The sequence below is a fragment of the Priestia sp. TGN 0903 genome, from assembly GCF_050846855.1.
Taxonomy (GTDB): domain Bacteria; phylum Bacillota; class Bacilli; order Bacillales; family Bacillaceae_H; genus Priestia; species Priestia zanthoxyli.
In genome coordinates, this window is record NZ_JBOZGL010000004.1 from 493,793 (window position 1) to 511,054 (window position 17,262).

Annotated in this window: 14 protein-coding genes; 1 reads left to right on the plus strand and 13 read right to left on the minus strand. The window is 37.5% G+C overall.

Annotated features, from left to right (window positions below):
* Positions 1-2 precede the first annotated feature (2 nt).
* The 4 genes from ACRPLY_RS16870 to ACRPLY_RS16885 are packed head-to-tail and all read right to left on the minus strand — an operon-like array spanning position 3 to position 7,304.
* Positions 3-3,251, minus strand: coding sequence for a hypothetical protein (locus ACRPLY_RS16870; protein WP_432232050.1), 3,249 nt, complete (start codon positions 3,249-3,251; stop codon positions 3-5).
* Entirely contained in the window at positions 3,248-4,657 is a 1,410-nt protein-coding gene (locus tag ACRPLY_RS16875) for a glycosyltransferase family 2 protein (RefSeq protein ID WP_033578173.1), read from the minus strand. The genes ACRPLY_RS16870 and ACRPLY_RS16875 overlap by 4 nt, the downstream gene beginning before the upstream one ends.
* Positions 4,647-5,696 (minus strand): HEAT repeat domain-containing protein, encoded by a 1,050-nt coding sequence (locus tag ACRPLY_RS16880; RefSeq protein ID WP_034269703.1) that lies wholly within the window; start codon positions 5,694-5,696, stop codon positions 4,647-4,649. Before ACRPLY_RS16880 ends, ACRPLY_RS16875 begins: the two co-directional genes overlap by 11 nt.
* On the minus strand, positions 5,697-7,304 hold the full coding sequence (locus ACRPLY_RS16885; RefSeq protein WP_028412191.1) for a GGDEF domain-containing response regulator: 1,608 nt from the start codon (positions 7,302-7,304) through the stop codon (positions 5,697-5,699). It abuts the gene before it with no gap.
* 486 nt (positions 7,305-7,790) lie between these two features.
* On the opposite strand from ACRPLY_RS16885, the gene ACRPLY_RS16890 reads away from it, so the two are divergent.
* Complete coding sequence (locus ACRPLY_RS16890; RefSeq protein WP_165635519.1) at positions 7,791-8,306, plus strand: GNAT family N-acetyltransferase; 516 nt, start codon at positions 7,791-7,793, stop codon at positions 8,304-8,306.
* A gap of 31 nt (positions 8,307-8,337) precedes the next feature.
* On the opposite strand, the gene ACRPLY_RS16895 is transcribed toward ACRPLY_RS16890, so the two are convergent.
* The 9 genes from ACRPLY_RS16895 to rbsC all read right to left on the minus strand — a co-directional run bounded on the left by ACRPLY_RS16895 (position 8,338) and on the right by rbsC (position 17,262).
* Positions 8,338-9,072, minus strand: coding sequence for a sugar phosphate isomerase/epimerase family protein (locus tag ACRPLY_RS16895; protein WP_432232051.1), 735 nt, complete (start codon positions 9,070-9,072; stop codon positions 8,338-8,340).
* Between the two features lie 93 nt (positions 9,073-9,165).
* A complete protein-coding gene (locus ACRPLY_RS16900) occupies positions 9,166-9,300 on the minus strand; it encodes a hypothetical protein (protein ID WP_367071411.1) in 135 nt (44 codons plus the stop codon).
* 143 nt (positions 9,301-9,443) lie between these two features.
* The gene (locus ACRPLY_RS16905; RefSeq protein WP_013055640.1) at positions 9,444-10,250 is read right to left on the minus strand and encodes a carbohydrate ABC transporter permease; all 807 of its coding nucleotides are present in this window, start codon (positions 10,248-10,250) and stop codon (positions 9,444-9,446) included.
* 68 nt (positions 10,251-10,318) lie between these two features.
* Positions 10,319-11,173, minus strand: coding sequence for a carbohydrate ABC transporter permease (locus ACRPLY_RS16910; protein ID WP_014461372.1), 855 nt, complete (start codon positions 11,171-11,173; stop codon positions 10,319-10,321).
* Positions 11,174-11,245: 72 nt separating this feature from the next.
* Positions 11,246-12,523: an ABC transporter substrate-binding protein gene (locus ACRPLY_RS16915; protein ID WP_028412189.1), complete on the minus strand. Its 1,278-nt coding sequence runs from the start codon at positions 12,521-12,523 to the stop codon at positions 11,246-11,248.
* Positions 12,524-12,874: 351 nt separating this feature from the next.
* Positions 12,875-13,486, minus strand: a complete 612-nt coding sequence (locus ACRPLY_RS16920; protein WP_016763208.1) for a flavin reductase family protein — start codon at positions 13,484-13,486, stop codon at positions 12,875-12,877.
* Between the two features lie 176 nt (positions 13,487-13,662).
* Positions 13,663-14,931 carry a 3D domain-containing protein gene (locus ACRPLY_RS16925; RefSeq protein WP_033578168.1) on the minus strand — a complete coding sequence of 423 codons (1,269 nt, stop codon included), beginning with the start codon at positions 14,929-14,931 and terminating at the stop codon, positions 13,663-13,665.
* Between the two features lie 439 nt (positions 14,932-15,370).
* Positions 15,371-16,291: a ribose ABC transporter substrate-binding protein RbsB gene (rbsB, locus tag ACRPLY_RS16930; protein ID WP_014461376.1), complete on the minus strand. Its 921-nt coding sequence runs from the start codon at positions 16,289-16,291 to the stop codon at positions 15,371-15,373.
* 11 nt (positions 16,292-16,302) lie between these two features.
* Positions 16,303-17,262, minus strand: coding sequence for a ribose ABC transporter permease RbsC (rbsC, locus tag ACRPLY_RS16935; protein WP_033578167.1), 960 nt, complete (start codon positions 17,260-17,262; stop codon positions 16,303-16,305).

Genomic DNA, 17,262 nt, shown 5'->3' on the forward strand with positions numbered 1-17,262 from the left:
TGTTATTCCTCCGCTTGTAGTCGTCCATACGTTTTTTGCAATATGAAGTAGGACGGCTTTATTCGTTCGTGAAAAGTTGGATACTCCCAATTTTTCCACTTGTATAAGTAAAAATCTTTTAATAAAAGTTCTCCTTTTTTCTGAGTCGGAAACGTATCTTCCACGTCATTGCTCTTCTTATTAACAGCTACGACTCCCACTTGAATTCCTTTCATTTTCTCGCTGGATTCTAATCCTTTTTTGGACCAAATATCTCCCATTATTTCTTTTTGACTCGGGTCTTTTACATTTAAAAGCGCCCAAGGAATGCGAAGTTCAGCAATTCCATTTGATTCATTCACTTTAAAATCTGCCAGCGAATCAAATGAAGAAGAGTTAGGATCGCTGTTTCCTTCTTGGAGCTTCCCAGTTTCATAGGCGTCAAAAGGAATGGTTCTCTTGTTTTTCCCCTCTCCAATCGCTAACTCTTTGTTAAGGGCGAGCCTGATTGGATTAAACATGCCGTTATCTTTTGTATCGGTTCCTTTTACAGATGGAATCATTTGAAGCTGATGGGCATACGAAAAATAATACGTATCGTAATAGCTGTCTATCCACAAGTGACTGTCTTCTTTCCCGTTTAATTCTGCTACAAAATCAATTCCTTTTGTTTTTAAAGAAGGAATTTGAGGAATCTTTGACTGTCCCTGATTGTTAATTGTGTTAAACAAGAAATAAAGCTTTTGATCTTCCAGCTCTTTTGCACTCACGTGTAGATATAGATAACCTTCATCACTTGTAATGTTCAATGCTTTTAACTTCTTAGACGGCTTATATACCGACTTGCTGTTCAGCTTTTTCCAATCATCTGATTTGCCGTCTACTTTGACTTTCAGCTTTGTTCCTGGATCAAAACTCAACAGGCCAAAATGCTGTTCTCCCGTTTGCAAATTCGTCCAAAATGGCCTGCGGTTCGGATTGTCGTACTCCATCGTATTCCACGTTCGCTTAAACCATTCATCTTGCCATGTAAAGACCATACCGCCAGCCATTTTTTCTTCAACAATATCTTCGTACAAGCGTGACAGAATCTTTCCTTGTTCTTGTTCCGTATGAAAGCCTTGATCCCATCCGTATACGTTTCTATGGGTGAGTCCTCGCGAAGCTGGAATGCCAAATTCAGCAACAAGCACGGGCATATGATGAACTTCTTTCATATTTTGCAAATAACCTGCGTAGTTATTTTTCTCTCCTCGATGATCGCGATAAGCGAGATAACGAGGTTCATAGTTTAAGAAATCAGGATAGTAAGGATAAATATGATAAGAAGCAAATAATCCCGGCTCAAATTTTTTAGTTGTGTGAATTAAATTAGGATTAACAGACACTTTATCTTCGTCTTCAGAAGGCTCATATGGATGAGTCAATAAATCCGTCGTCACCCAGTTCGTAAAGCTCATAGGCCGCTGCCAATCATATTTATCCTGCTCATAGGAAATTGTTTTTTCCATAAGCTGCGCAAGCCAAATTTCAAAGGGATTGCCTTTTTCAGTATAGATGTACTTCCCTTTAAAATCTTTCATTCCTTTATGTTTTTCATTTGTCGAAAGGGCTACCGTGGGATCCCATTCAACTCCTATAATCCAGCCTAAAACATAAGGAGACACGTCTGCTGTATACGTTCCGCTTGCATGTCCCGTCCGTTTTGGCAGTGTTGCATTTCCATGAATAACGTTTACAATCCTTTTCATTTCAGCTTCAAATTCTTTTGTATTTTCCTTTGCAAAAGCATCTTGTGAATCATAGAAAACTTCTTCATTCACCCATACTCCATGAAAAAGATAAATGGGTTCTTTGGCTTTTTGGTTATACTCAGCAAGCGCTTCATAAAAGCCGGGAGGGTGAATGGTGTATACGCGGATTGAGTTTGCATTCATCTTGCCAATTTCTTTAAACCAGCGCAAATATTCTTCTTTCGAAATAGCGGTCTCACCAGGGAAATGGCCTGGCTTACTAATGCCCATATTTACTCCTTTAATCAGCAAATCTTTCCACTTGCCGTTTTGATAAACTTGCAAATAATCTTTTCCTACTTTCCCTGCTACTTTACGGTCAGCATCTTCATAGATTTCCATATTTTCATTAAAAGTAACAGAAGCAGGCTGCGATGCATTTTGCTGTTGATCTATAATCTTATTCATAAGAGGCAGATAAACAGTCCAGTAAAAAGAAGACTCATCTTCTTTTCCGATTTTCTCTGTCCATTTCTTCCACACCGGGTAAAAAGAGGTTTGATAAATGGAAGGTACTTCTCCTTGATCTGCAAAATCTCCTGCAAAGTAATAAGTATCATATCGCTCTTTATTATGATGAACGACTGCTGGTATGGACAAAGGAATACCATTTTCCTTTAGCTTGTTTTTTCCTTCAGAATCCAAGTGAAAGACAAACTGAGCCTGCACATCACTTTTTTGCTGGGGTGTAATTACGTCAAACCAATATTGATAAGCAGATTCATCCTGTAAATTCAATGTTTTTTTTCCTTGTTTTGTATATTGGAACCATACTGGATTTTCTTTTAATTCTTTTTCCGTTATAATAACGAGCTTATTGGATTCATTAACAAATAATAAGCCTTTTCCTGTAAGGCTCCACTCTTTGTTGTACTGCTTTTTGTAAGCACTTTTCACCCAAGCAGGAACTTCTTCACTGCCGAATTCATCAAAATAGCGACCAATCCAGCCGGACCACGTAACATTGTACAATTCATACAGTTCTTTGCGAACGTCTAGAGAAGTAGGACTTCCAAATGTATTAAACTCTCCAATCAGCGTTTTTGTACGTCCATTCAGTGCTTTCTTAACGTAGCTCACGTCTTCAGAAGTCATGCCGCCATACACCAGCTGAGAACGATCTCCTCTTTTAGCTTTTACGCCTAAATCTTCTTTGTATACGCCATACGTGTCCGTGATATAAATCATATCTGCAGAGTTTGTTTTTGGCAGAGATTTAATGCTGTATGTTTTATCTCCATTCGGATAAAACCCTGCATAATCTTTTGAGATTTCATAAGGCTTCCCGTCTTTGCGTACTTTCGCTTGATTCAGCATCCACATTAAGCCCTGATGCTCTCGAAACGTTTGATCTGGCACTGTTTTATCAATGACAAGCATATTCAAATCAGTTGGTTTCTGTAGCTGCCAAATAAGAAATGGCGAAGCCGTTACTGCCATAACCAAAATAATGCCGCCGATTAATAACCATTTTTTCATTGTGAAACTCCTTTTCGCTGCATGTCTCCCCAGCCTTTTTTATTGCGAATAACGTCCAACAATCCATGACAGCGCCATATAACAGTTAGAGGGCGATACCAAAAGGATTCAGTCAGGGAAAAGACAAACAGCTTAGCGATATCAGATACTTTTGGATATTTGCGAAGGCTCCACTCTTCTAGCAAAACAGCCGCCATCGAATAAAGAGAACCATATACAACCATTAAGAGAAAAAGCAAATACGCAAATTCTACATAAATCCCGCCTACAACTAGAGAAATAACAATAAACAAATAGCCTAACATTTCCATGACCGGCCCGATTAGTTCAATAAACACAAAATAAGGCATAGAAATCATTCCGATACTTCCGTATTTCGGATTAAACAGCATCTCTTTATGCTTCCAAAGACTATCAAATAAACCGCGGTGCCAGCGGTTTCGCTGTCTTCGCAAATATTTGATTTCATCAGGTGCCTCTGTCCAGCATACGGGATCTGGAATATAAACAATTTGATTGTTGGCTTTTTTCTGTTTAATCAGTCGGTGGAGGCGAACAACAAGCTCCATGTCTTCGCCGACTGTATGAGAATAACCCCCAGCTTCAATCACCCAGCGTTTAGAAAATACGCCAAATGCTCCTGACACAATAAGTAATAAATTATGGCGACTGAGACCAATGCGCCCCATAAGAAAGGCACGTAAATATTCAATAATCTGCATCACAACAAGCGGCTGCGTATCAAGTCCAATCGATACGACCGCACCGTTTTCGATTTTACATCCGTTTGCAATTCGAATACTTCCTCCTGAAGCAATTACTTCTCCGTCTGAATCAATAATTGGCTTCATAACTTTTAAAAAAGCGTCTCTTTCCAACACTGAATCACCATCGATCGAACAAAAATAAGGATAGTTGGATAAATTAATTCCTGCATTTAATGCATCTGACTTTCCTCCATTTTGTTTATCGACTACATATAAATAATCGTATAATTTAGAACGATATACAGCTTTTACTTCTTTCGTCTCCACTTGCTTTCTCACAACTCGATTCATTTTCACAAGAGAAAACTCTTCGATGAGCTTTTCTAACGTATCATCTGAAGATCCATCATTTACTACAATTACTTCATATTCCGGATATTCAATTCCAAGCAGCGAACGCACGCTTCCAATAATCCCGACAGATTCGTTATAAGCGGGAACTAATATAGATAACGGCGTTGTATAGCTAACCGCAAGCAAATCTTCATAAGGTTCTTCATCATTTAATTGATATTGCTTTCGCAGTTGAAAAGCAGAGATGATAAACATCATAAAATAAAAACAAAGCACAAAAATCATATAAGCAAATACAGCCCATCCGCAAACGGACAAAAAAAGATGCCAAACACTATTCCACAACCGTAATTCCTCCCTTTTCAAGCCATTCTGCTGCCATATCTTTCGAAAACTTGTCATCAGTCGTTTCATATACATGAACTAAGTATTCCGTACCTGTTGGGATTTTCATCATTGACTGAGCAGCATTCGAACGCACAAGAAAATGAGAATCTTTCAGCGACTGCTCGAGAAGTGACAATCCCTTCTCATCTCTCGTTTTGCCTACTAGTTTGGTAGCCATCATTCTCTCTTGCCACATATCTGATTGAAGATGTTTCGTGAGCTCCTCTACTTTTAATGGAAAAGATAAAGCGTTAAGTGATTTCAACGAACGAATTCGCAGTTCTTCTGATGAACTTTTCATGTGCATTTTTAAGAAATCGATATACTCTAACTTATGATTGATACCGATCATATCGATAAGTGGCAGCTGAATTTCTTCTTGCAGGTCTTCAAATTTATTAATAAATTGCTGAAACTGCTCACTGTTCATAGTTCCAAACAAAGAGCGGTACATAAATTCAGACAGCGGTTTAGAGGCATTCGTCATATACACAACAAACTCAGGACGGTTTAGCTTAACTAAAATCTTTAAAATTTGATTTTTTTCAGCCGCTGTACTATTTTTTTTCTCATACATTTCTACTAATTGGTCTGTTAGCGTAGTAAGACCAAAATCTTCAATAGCATAAAGGGCATTCATTCTGACACTCCACCTAGAATGATGCAGCTCTTTTTTATATTTGGGTGTAAAAACCTTCTCCGCATAGAGCGTGATGTTATTTCGAATGTCATCACCTTGCACAGCTGCAGAAAAACCGCTCAATAGTTCCTCTACACCCGCCAGCTCTATTTTATTTTTAGGCTCTATCCGATGTTCTTCATCTTTTCTGTATAAATAAATAAAAAGAGATTCTTTTATACTATCTTTATAGGATTCTACTTTTGCCCGGAAAGCGTTTAAACGCGCTTTTTGAATAAGTAAATAACTTAGAAAACAAACCAACAGCAATAGCAATCCGCCAAATAAGGCATATACCACTTGAATTGACATCCCCATTTATTTCACCTTCTTCATTAAATGACGTACGCGCGCTTCAAGCTCCATTAACTTAAATGGCTTTGTCATGTAATCGTCTGCCCCAAGTTCTAATGCTCTTTGAATATCTTGTTCGCTGTTTCGTGATGTAAGCATAATAACCGTGTACTGATCGTGACGTTTCTGCTGCCTTAATTTTTGCAGCACTTCTAAGCCATCCATCTTAGGCATCATTCCATCTAAAATAACAAAGTAGTGATCGCTAGAGTGAATCCATTGGGACTCAAAAAACTCGATGCCGTCTTTAAACACTTCTATTTTCACTTCATAACGATCTCCTACATCAATCTTACTTAAAAGCTCTTTCAGCATCGTTCGAATGATAGAATCATCATCAATAATAGCCATACGAAGCGTTCGCTTTTTAACCAGCTTGCTTTGAGAAGAAGCTACAATTTTTTGACGTCCTGATTCCTTCGCTATATATAATGCTTCATCAGCTTGATGAAGCGCTTTTTCTAACGGCCATTCATTGTTATGAACTTCTACAACTCCGCCGGAAAAGCTGCAATAAAACGAATTGCTTTGATGTGTGAACACTTTTTTCACAAAGGAATCCAACAGTCTATTTAATACTGTTTCTGCCTCTTTTATATTGGTTTTTGGCAGTAAAAGAATAAATTCTTCGCCTCCATATCTAAAAATGTGATCTGTTGGACGAATTTCATGCTTCATATACTCTACAAATGCTTGCAGCACGCGGTCTCCCATAAGATGTCCATACTGATCATTTATTCTTTTAAAGAAATCTAAATCTAAAATCGCTAAACAAAAAGGATCTTTTAAGCGGTCGTAGCTGGATAGCTGCTGACTGTAGATTTCTTTTAAATACGTTCGGTTATAGGCTCCTGTTAATTCATCAAACATTAAATAGGAGTTAAACATTTGCTTTCGTTCAATATGGTGACCAATTCGAAGTAGACTTTCTTCCAGATCGAAAGGTTTAACAAGGAAGTCATCGGCCCCTAATTTAAAAGCCTTCAAACGCGTCTCTCTTTGATTATCAACGCTCATCATGACAATCGGGACGAACAGTTGCTTTGTTTTATCACGTAAAAATGAAAGAATGTCAAAGCCTGTACAGTCTTTCATATGTACATCAACAACAAAACAATCCGGCTTTAATTCGTAAAAAGCCGTAATGGCTTTTTCTTTAGATGCAGTTGCTAATACGTACCATCCCTGCTTTTCAAACTGTTCTTTTAAATACATCAGCATTGAAAGATCGTCGTCCACAAGTAAAATGCTAGCTGTTTGTTCACTGATTTCTATCGGTTTATTTATATCTTCTGCGGATTGAATTTCATCTTGATAACAAATTTTAATAATATCTAATAAAAAAGTATTCAACTCCGCGTAATCCCAGATTTTTTTCTGTTTTTTTTCAACAGCTTCCATTAACGCGCGGGAACGATCTCCTAAATAATGCAGTCCAATAGTCGCAGACGTTCCAGAAATTGAATGCAAAAAGCGGTACACCTCTTCATGAGGTATTTCTTTATTTTGATCAGTCCACTCTTGCAGCTGCTTACGCACATTAGCTAATAATGCAATTTGATATTTATCCATCTTATACACCCTTTGTTCGATATAGTTAACACTTACCCCATATTACTCCATCCATTTTTCTATAATATTTTGTAAGTAAATGAAATATTTTCTTACTTTTATTTTAAGTATGTTTTTTCCAAATGAAAAGCAATTCCTTTTTAACCATACTTTTCCTCCAATGATTTTACTTTAAAATGATTCTTTTTTCACTCATTATTTTTCTTTCCAGATAAGTAAAATGTCCTGTTATCTTCTTTACAAATAGACCTGCAACCTTATTGACAAAATTAATGAGTCTTTGTTACCCTTATACACGTTGTAAAAAATTTAAAAGTGAATGTTAAGGAAAGCAGCCGTTTTGATGAACGATCAATCAAATCAGGTTCTTTCCTTTTTATATTTTTACTAAGGCAGATACTTTGCTAAATAAAGTTTCGCTTTATACACCGTGTCCTCTTTGTCATAGGCGCACTTAGACCGAAAACAGACGGAAAGGAGTATAAAATGTTTACTCAGCTTACAGAAAAAAACCAGAATGCAGAAGAACTAAAAGAAACACTTGATGATTTAGAGTTTCAGCTATTTCGCATGCAGGATAATTTAAAAGAAATTGCTAAAAAGTACGAAGTTATCGGTGTCGATCAGCCTGAAGATAATCAGTTAGTTATTGTATCGGCACAAAATGACGGAAACGCATGTAAAATTATGCTAAATGAATGTACAAAAGCCTATAGAGGGGCTTGGGATTTTGCCATCGATGGCGTATATGAAGATACTCACACGATTTTTATTGGTGATATTAAAGGTCCCGCTAATAAGGGATATGGCTCTGTATGTATGAATTATTTAAAAGAAGTAGCGGTTGATCAAAATGTTCATGTCATTAAAGGAGATATCGCTGAGCGCGACTGGGATCATCTCGAAAGATTAATTCATTTTTATGAAAAACATAACTTTGAAGTAAATATTGATTATACGAATAAGTGCGGAGAAATTGAATGGACTCCAGCTTATCAATAAAAAACGAACAGACAGCGTCTGTTCGTTTTTTTTATTTGATATATGCTAAGCTTTTTTTAATACTGCTAAGAGGACTTTCTATGCACTGATCTTGTTCAACGATCCACCATTTTACGCCTGCTTTATTGCCTTCTTTCATGACAGCCTTTACATTTACCCCTCCGGTACCAAGAGGAGCAAAGAATTGCTCGCCGTCTGTTGTCATATCTTTTAAATGGATAAAAGGCGTACGATTTCGATAGTGCTTCATCCACTCAACTGGATCTTCGCCTGCTTTAGTGAGCCAATAAATGTCCAGCTCTACATTTACCCCAGTTTCTTCTAGAATCGTTTGGAGAGCTGACTTTCCAGTTGACAATTTTTTTAGCTCAAAATCATGATGGTGATAGCTAAACGACATGCCTTCTTTTTTACAATAAGCATCAATGTAATTTAAAGAATCAATAAGTTCGAAATATCCTTTTTCAGTTTGTCGTTCAGGCATTAAATAAGGACAAACAATATGTGAATTTCCAACTTGCTGCTCAAAGTGAATCACTTGCTCTAAATTTGCTTCTAATTGTTCAAGCGGCACGTGACTAGAAGCTGCCTTCAGCTGTAAATCCGTTAACCATGCTCTTACTTCTTGCGCTGTATATCCTTCGTACCCTGCAAACTCTACCCCTTGATATCCTAAAGCAGCTACTTTTTGAAGAGTTCCTTTAAAGTCTTTTTTCGTTTCTTCATGCAGCGTATAAAGCTGTACTCCTACAGGTATCTCTCCCATCTTCTCTCCCCCTGTTCATTAAGAAAGTGATTGAACTATGGCTAAATCAACCCAATCTAAAGACGAACAAATTGAACTAGTATGAATTACTTGTTACACAGCTGTTGATTTCCGTGCAAGACTTCGCTTTCCGCGGGCGGCCGGTGAGCCTCCTCGTCGCTTACGCTCCTGCAGGGTCTCACCTGTTCCGCTTTTCCCGCAGGAGTCTTCGCCTTGCCCTCCAATCAACACCTAGAAGCAATTAACTACAATTAAATCTACGTTCATCCTAGAAAGGAAAAAATCCGAAAGAATTTGATTCTCGATCAACAATCAGATTCTTTCGGATCCTTCTTTAACTAACATACTTTTTTCTCAACATCTGCTGCTTTTTATTTTACTGCACTTCCAAGCATTCCTGAAATAAAATGACGCTGAAGTGCTAGGAAGAAGACAATGATTGGAATGGTTGCAATCGTTACCCCCATCATTACTTGACCGTAATCAATAATCGATAATCCAATTAAGCTTGAAAGAGCAACTGGCAATGTAGCCATTTCGTTTGATGTAGTCGCAACTAAAGGCCACATAAAGTTATTCCACTGTGTCATAAATAAGAAAATAGCTGCTGCAGCCATCGCAGGCTTCATAGAAGGAAGCACAATGGTTAAAAAGATTCTCATCTCTCCAGCACCGTCCAAACGTGCTGCTTCAATCAGTTCCGTTGGAAAAGCTAAAAAGTTCTGACGTAATAAAAAGATAGCGAACGGAAAGCACAGCTGCGGAACAATAAGAGCAAAATACGTATCAAGCAAATTAAAATTCGACATCAGCTGAAAAAGCGGAATGAGCGTTGCTTGATATGGAATCATCATGGACAATAAAAGCGTCGTAAAAATTGCGTTTCGTCCTTTAAATTCAAATTTAGATAGCGCATATGCAGCTGTAGAACAAACCATTAAAGCTACAATCACATACACTACTGAAACAAATACTGAGTTAAAAAAGACCCGCCCTAAATCAATTGAAGCATTTAAATTTTGTAGATTTGTCATAAATTGATCGCCAGGCTTCAGCGTTGGAGGGTTTGTAAACATTTTTCCCGATTCATTCGTAGCGCCGATAATCATCCAGTAAAACGGAAAAATAGAGATAATCGTGAACAGCCCAAGCATGCTGTATAATCCTATTTTACGCATGATGTTGCTTTTCTTTTTAACCTTAGGCACGGTAGCTACTGCGGTTGCTTCTACTCTCTCTAATACACTCATGATTTATCACCCGTAAATTTAAATTGGAAGAACGTTAAAATACCGACTAATAATACAACAACGTACGCAATGGCTGAAGCATACCCAAAATCAAAATATTTAAAGCCATTTTGATAAATATATAAGCCTAGCGTCATCGTGGAATCAGCAGGGCCGCCTTTTGTTAAGTTAAAAGGTTCGTCAAACAATTGAAGCGTGCCAATTGTTGATAAAATAGTAGCAAACAAGATAACGGGTTTTAATTGTGGAACCGTTACGTGGAAAAACTTTTGAATACGATTTGCCCCGTCTAAATCAGCTGCTTCGTAAACTTCATGAGATAAACTTTGAAGAGCTGCTAGAAAAATAACCATATTATAACCTGTCCATCTCCAAGTCATCGCCACGATGATTGAGACTTTAGCCCAGAAAGGATCTCCCAGCCACTGAATGGCATCGATACCGAAAAACCCTAAAATAGTATTCATAATTCCTTCATCTTGAAGAATGATTGAAAACAAAATAGAATAGGCAACTAGCGACGTTACTGCGGGCAAGAAAAATGAAACTCGGAAAAAACCTTTTAGTCTTAAAAGCTGACTGTTTAACGCGTTAGCTAGTACAAGCGCTAATAAAATCATGACGGGTACTTGAACGATTAAAATAATCCCCGTATTTCCAAGCGCTTTCCAGAAAATATCATCTCCGAGCAAACGTGTATAGTTTGATAAACCGGTAAATACATACTTTCCGCCTTCCATACTCTGAAAGCTTAGAATAAACGATGAAAAAATAGGATAGATGGTAAACAGCGCGAACAGCAAAAGTGCTGGAGCAATAAATAAGTAAGGCAATGATTTATTTGTCTTCATGATGACCTCCTAGTACCGCAAGAAGAAGAGATAGAAGGCAATTTTCTAGAAATCACCTTCTATGCTTCTTGATTATTTTTGAATTCGGTTTTCTAAGCGTTTTTGAGCTGCTTCAAGCGAGTCTGTAACGCCCTTACCATTTGTTACCTCTGACACAGCTTTGACTGCTTCACTGTTTGCAACTGAGTAATTGCCTGTAAAATTAACCGGCTTAATATCTTTCATTTCATCTGCGAATGTTTTCCAAATCGTCTGATTGTTAAAGTACTCATCTTGTGCAGTGAATAATTTTGAAGAATATACGGTATTTAATGATGGGAATAATCCGCCCTTCATCGCTTCTTCTTGAACTTTATCTGTTGTTGAGAAATATTCCATAAATTTGTACGCTTCATCTGCTTTTTGGCTATTTGCTGAAATCACATAGTTGCTTCCGCCTAAGTTAGAAGCACGGTTGCCTCCTTCTTCAAACGAAGGTAATAAAAATACTCCCCATTTTCCTTTTAAATCCGGAGCCTGCTGCGTAATAGAACCAGATAGCCAAGCACCAGATGGTGAACTTGCTACTTTACCTTCTGCTAAAGCACTGATTGAAGCATCCCAGCCCACTGTATTTTTAACAATGCCTGCTTCTTTTAACTTCTTATTTAACTCCATCGCTTTTTTCGCTTCTTTAGAAGTTAAATTGAGCTTACCTTTGTTATTAAAATAGAACGTACCTTGCTGCGTTAGTGCCATTCGGAATAAGCCATCGTCATTATTAAAATCTAAACCTAGTAAATCAACGCCAACTTTTTCTTTAATTTTTTTACCAGCCGCAATATAATCATCCCATGTTTTGATACTGTTTGGATCTACGCCTGCTTTTTCAAAGTAATCTGTGCGGTAGAAAACGCCTGTCGGACCTGCATCAAACGGGAAGCCGTACATGTCCCCATCCTTTGATAAAAGAGCTTTCTTAAACTCTGGAAATTTATCTTCTTGCTTATCAAATCCTTTTTTAGATAGGTTTAAAAATGCTTTTGGAAATGCATCCAAATATCCTTGGAAACGATCGTCTTCTACTAATACAATATCAGGAAGACCTTTTCCGCCAGCCTGCAATCCTGTTGTTAGTTTTGAATAAACGTCTTCACGTCCCATATCCACTACTTTTAATTTAAATCCTGGATTCTCTTTTTGATATTCTGCTGCTGCTTTCTTTAATACCGGTACGTTAATATTCCAAGCCCATGCAACAACTTCTTTTCCACCGCTACCACTTGTTTCATTAGCGGACTTTCCTCCGCATCCTGCAAGTACTAGGGTTAAAATGAGTGCAAAACTGATTAAACTAAACCAACGTTTCAATGAATACCCCTCCTATGATCTCGTCTCCTAGTGTGGCAAGTTTTTTTGTAAACGCTCACGTCTCTTTCTAGATAGAATTATTGAAAAATAATTCTGTATATTGAAAGCGTATACAATTTACTTAATCTAAATTATATGAATGAATACCCTTTTCCTCAATGGTAAATATAAAAGGCAAAAACCTTACATTTTTGCCTTTTTGTAAATTGATTTTGTTATTATGGTTTCTATTAACTTTTTCGTTCATAAAAAAAAGCGAATGTACTGTTATTGTTGAAACAGAACACAATCGCTTATTTAAAAAAATCCAATGTATACTATTTTTTTGCTACATAAGTAACACTTTCTTGCTTATTTGGGACGTTCTAAGGAAAATAATTGCCCCAATTTACTATAGTTAGAACCCGCAAGCCGGCTGACTGGCTTCACACGTTCTGCAGAAACGCGATCGTTTTCTATTACTTTTTCACTAATATGAAACATCACAACTTCACCGATAAACAAATCTGAGCTGTATGCCTCATCCGTTCCTAATGGAACAATTTGGTGAAGCTTACATTCCATTCGAATGCTGGCTTCTTGAATTCCGGGAACCTGCACTTTTTTGCTCGGTGCTAGTGTTAACCCTGTTTCCTCGACTTCACTCACGGAAGAAGGGTAAGAAGATGCCGCTTGATTCACCTGTTCCACTAAGTTTTCGTCTACAAGATGAACTACAAATTCTTTAGATGCACTAATATTTTTGGCCGTATCTTTCGTCATTTGACCTTCACTTCTCGAAACCGAAACGGCAATCAGCGGAGGCTCTGCCGCAACTACATTAAAAAAACTAAACGGCGCGGCATTCACTACACCGTCATCATTTTGACTTGTAATAAACGCAATTGGCCGGGGAATGACGACACCTGTTAGCAAATGATAATTATCTTTTGCACTTTGTACCGCTGGATCAACTACCTTCATTTTACCCACTCCTTTTCTTCCATTTACTTTATTGTATGGTAACGAAAAGAGCATAGATTAGCTAGCAACTTGCTCACTAAACATGCAAAGAAGAGGCTGAGACATAGCTGCATCCATCTCATCTGAAAACCAACAAAATGAAAAAATCCGAACGATAAATCGTTCGGATCTTCTCTTTAGTTTAGCACCGTTACTTTCACTGTACGACGTCCAAATGCTTTTGCAGCTGACTCAGAAGGTACTAATACGTCAATTCGATATCCTTTAATCGCACCGCCCGTATCACCTGCTGTTGCCACTCCGTATCCTTCTACATATACTTTTGAACCTAATGGAATAACGGATGGATCTACCGCAATAATTTTATGAGTGCCTGAACTTACATTTTGTCCAGTGGCTGTTACGCCGCTGCAGCCTGCACAATTAGCTGTATAAGCTGTTGCTTCTACATACATTTCTTTTCCAGAATGCTTTTGTGTGCTTTCTTCTTTTTTCGTTTCTTTTTCTTCTGAAGAAACGGCTGCTTTCTTCTCTGTAGCCGCAGCTGTTTTTACTTCTTGTTTCGGCTCTGTTTTTACTTCTTTTTTAGCTGTTGCTAATTCAGCTTGACGCTTTGCTTCTGCATCAGCCTCAGCCTTTTCAGCCGCCTGCTGTTTTGCCACTTGCTCAGCTTGCTTTTGAGCTGCTTCTTTTTCTTTTGCAATCTTATCTTGAATGCCTGTTAGTTCAGACTGAAGATTTGCTTTTTCTGAAGAAGCTGCATCAATTTCATTTACGACCGTGCTGTATTTTTCTTGCATAGTTGTTAACGTTGCTGTTTGTTTCGCAACGTTTTTATCTAATTCAGCTTGTTTAGCCGCTAGGCTACTTTTTGCTGCTTCTAATACTTTTTCTTGCTTATCAATTTCTTTTTTATCTTTTTCAATTTGATCTAAGTCATTTTGATGCTGCTTTAAAATATCATTATCTGCTGACAATAAAGTTGTGACCGCACCCATACGTGCAACAAAATCTCCAAAGTTATCAGCATTCATTAATGTATCAATAACAACGCTTGTTTTATCGTCCTGCTGTAAAGCAACTAATCGATTTTCAATAATATCTTTACGACTTAACACTTTTTCCTGAAGCAAAACGATCTCTTTTTTCTTTTTCTCAATCATTTTGTTCGCTTCTGAAATCTGCTTTTCAGTCGATGCTAACTCTTTTTTATTGCTAGAGATTACTGTATGTAATGAATTTAATTGTGACTGTATGTTTTGAACATCTGAATTGATAGACTGTTTCTCTTTCTCTTTTTGTTGAACAGCCTTTTCTGTTTCTTTAATTTTATTTTCAGTAGTCTGGAGCGCTTCTTCATTCGATTGGGCGTGAGTCTCTGTAATGCCGGTCATGAAGAAAATTCCTGTGACTGCTGCAAGAGTCATACGCTTAAAAATTTTCATAAAGTAATAGTCCCCTTTCCTCATAGACATAGTTATACCATAAAAAACTAGCTGTTTATGTTACAATACAGTTAAAAGTTTCCCATAATCTGTATAACCAAGAATCTCTTTCTGGGAATTTACCACCAAAATCCCTTGATAGAGAGGTTTACTGTTTATTAAAAAAGATATATTTTTGTCACAAAGGGGGCAAAATTACTCTTTAAAAATCAAAATAAACGCTTATTATTACAGCTATATTACAAATTTTTCACAGAAAATTATGTGTTTTACCGCCTTTTTTCTGTGTTTTTTACTTTTTATTACATAAATTCCACCTACATAATTCCTACACTATTTATAAAGTTGTGACTTTTTCACTTCTTTTTTACACTTTATATATATATAAAGACGCCCATAAATCAAATGAGCGTCTTTTTTCTTCACACGTATAAAGCCATTATTTTTCAGAGGTTACTAGTTTTAAAGGCACTGGAATTTGCTTATCTACTTTTTTGCCTTGAAGAACATTTTTAGCAGACTTTACGGCAAGTTTACCAATTAAAACAGGCTGCTGGGCTACAGTTGCTCCTAGTTTTCCTTCTTTTACTGCTTTAATTGCATCGTCGTTTCCATCAAACCCTACTACTAATACATCTTTTCCTGAGCTGTTAATCGCTTGAATAGCTCCTAATGCCATTTCATCATTGTGAGCAAATACGGCTTTGATACCAGGGTTTCCTTGAAGAACGTTCTCCATAACGTTTAAGCCTTTTGTACGGTCAAAATCAGCTGACTGTTTAGCCGTAATATCTAGCTTTTGATCTGCAACGTTGTGGAACCCTTTTCCTCGTTCACGAGTTGCTGAAGCTCCGGGCACGCCTTCAAGTTCTGCTACCTGAGCTTTTTCACCTACTTTTTTTACAATGTAATCAGCAGCCATTTGACCACCTTTTACATTATCTGAAGCTACCAGTGTTTCCACTTTTCCTTTTTCTGCTGAACGATCTAGCGTAATAACTGGAATCCCTACATTATTAGCCGATTGTACAGCTGTTGAAATAGCGGCTGAATCCGTTGGGTTAATAAGCAGAATGTTAACACCTTGCTGCATTAAATCTTCTACATCGTTAATTTGTTTTGCTGAATCATTTTGAGCATCTACTACAACTACTTCCATGCCCAGTTTTTTTGCTTCTTTTTGTACTCCTTCTTTTAGGGAAACAAAGAACGGATTGTTTAATGTAGACACGGATAAACCAATTTTAATATCTTTTAAATTTTTACTTTCAGATGGTTTCGCCCACTCAGGAGGCTGAAGTGAACAAGCCCCTAACAGTAATAATGAAAATGATAATAGCACGAGCCAAATTTTCTTCATGTTTTTCCCTCCTAAGCTGACTTTTTGCGATCAATTAATACCGCAATTAAAATAACAATTCCTTTTACGACCATTTGGTAAAACGACGAAACGCCGAGTAAGTTCAAACCGTTGTTTAATGTTCCGATAATCAGCGCACCAATTAACGTTCCAACAATGCGTCCACGTCCTCCGGAAAGGCTTGTGCCACCCAGTACTACTGCGGCGATAGCATCTAACTCGTAAGACGTACCTGCCGTTGGCTGAGCAGAATTCAAGCGAGAAGTCAAAATCGCTCCTGATAGCGCTGCCAATAATCCTGCTAGTGAGTAAATCATAACCTTAACTTTCGGAACTTTGATTCCTGAAATAAATGCTGCTTTTTCATTTCCACCGATTGCATATGTTCTACGGCCAAACGGTGTTTTATGCAAAATCACCCATAGGACAGCAAACGCTAATACCATCGTAATCGCTGGAACAGGAATACCTAGGAAATAGCCTCGGCCAAATAATTGGAAGTAATAGTTTTCACCTAAGCCCGTAATCGGATTTCCATCTGTATAAACAAGCGTTAATCCTCTAAAAATTGTCATCGTCGCTAGCGTCGCAATAAACGGCGCCATTTTTCCTTTTGTAATAAGTAAGCCGTTAACCATACCCATTACAGCTCCTAACACACATCCTATTAAAATAGCTAAAATAGGATCTACACCTGACACAATCATACCTGCCATTAACGCACTTGATAGAGCAAGTATAGAGCCCACGGATAAATCAATTCCCCCTGTTAAAATAACAAATGTCATACCGAATGCAATTAAGGCATTAATGGCTACTTGACGCAGCAAGTTTAAAATATTTAAAGGTTCTAAAAAGCTTGGATTTAAAATCGATACAATGACAATAAGAATAAATAAACCTAGTAACGGACCTAGCTTTTGCATCACGTTATCAACGCGATTTTCTTTTATCGCTGTGTTTGCTTTCAT

What these genes read in the sequence shown, in the direction of transcription:
- ACRPLY_RS16870 (WP_432232050.1), bottom strand. Translation starts at nt 3,251, where the DNA reads ATGAAAAAATGGTTATTAATCGGCGGCATTATTTTGGTTATGGCAGTA.
- ACRPLY_RS16880 (WP_034269703.1), bottom strand. Translation starts at nt 5,696, where the DNA reads ATGGGGATGTCAATTCAAGTGGTATATGCCTTATTTGGCGGATTGCTA.
- ACRPLY_RS16885 (WP_028412191.1), bottom strand. Translation starts at nt 7,304, where the DNA reads ATGGATAAATATCAAATTGCATTATTAGCTAATGTGCGTAAGCAGCTG.
- ACRPLY_RS16890 (WP_165635519.1), top strand. Translation starts at nt 7,791, where the DNA reads ATGTTTACTCAGCTTACAGAAAAAAACCAGAATGCAGAAGAACTAAAA.
- ACRPLY_RS16895 (WP_432232051.1), bottom strand. Translation starts at nt 9,072, where the DNA reads ATGGGAGAGATACCTGTAGGAGTACAGCTTTATACGCTGCATGAAGAA.
- ACRPLY_RS16905 (WP_013055640.1), bottom strand. Translation starts at nt 10,250, where the DNA reads ATGCGTAAAATAGGATTATACAGCATGCTTGGGCTGTTCACGATTATC.
- ACRPLY_RS16910 (WP_014461372.1), bottom strand. Translation starts at nt 11,173, where the DNA reads ATGAAGACAAATAAATCATTGCCTTACTTATTTATTGCTCCAGCACTT.
- ACRPLY_RS16920 (WP_016763208.1), bottom strand. Translation starts at nt 13,486, where the DNA reads ATGAAGGTAGTTGATCCAGCGGTACAAAGTGCAAAAGATAATTATCAT.
- ACRPLY_RS16925 (WP_033578168.1), bottom strand. Translation starts at nt 14,931, where the DNA reads ATGAAAATTTTTAAGCGTATGACTCTTGCAGCAGTCACAGGAATTTTC.
- rbsB (WP_014461376.1), bottom strand. Translation starts at nt 16,291, where the DNA reads ATGAAGAAAATTTGGCTCGTGCTATTATCATTTTCATTATTACTGTTA.
- rbsC (WP_033578167.1), bottom strand. Translation starts at nt 17,262, where the DNA reads ATGAAAGCAAACACAGCGATAAAAGAAAATCGCGTTGATAACGTGATG.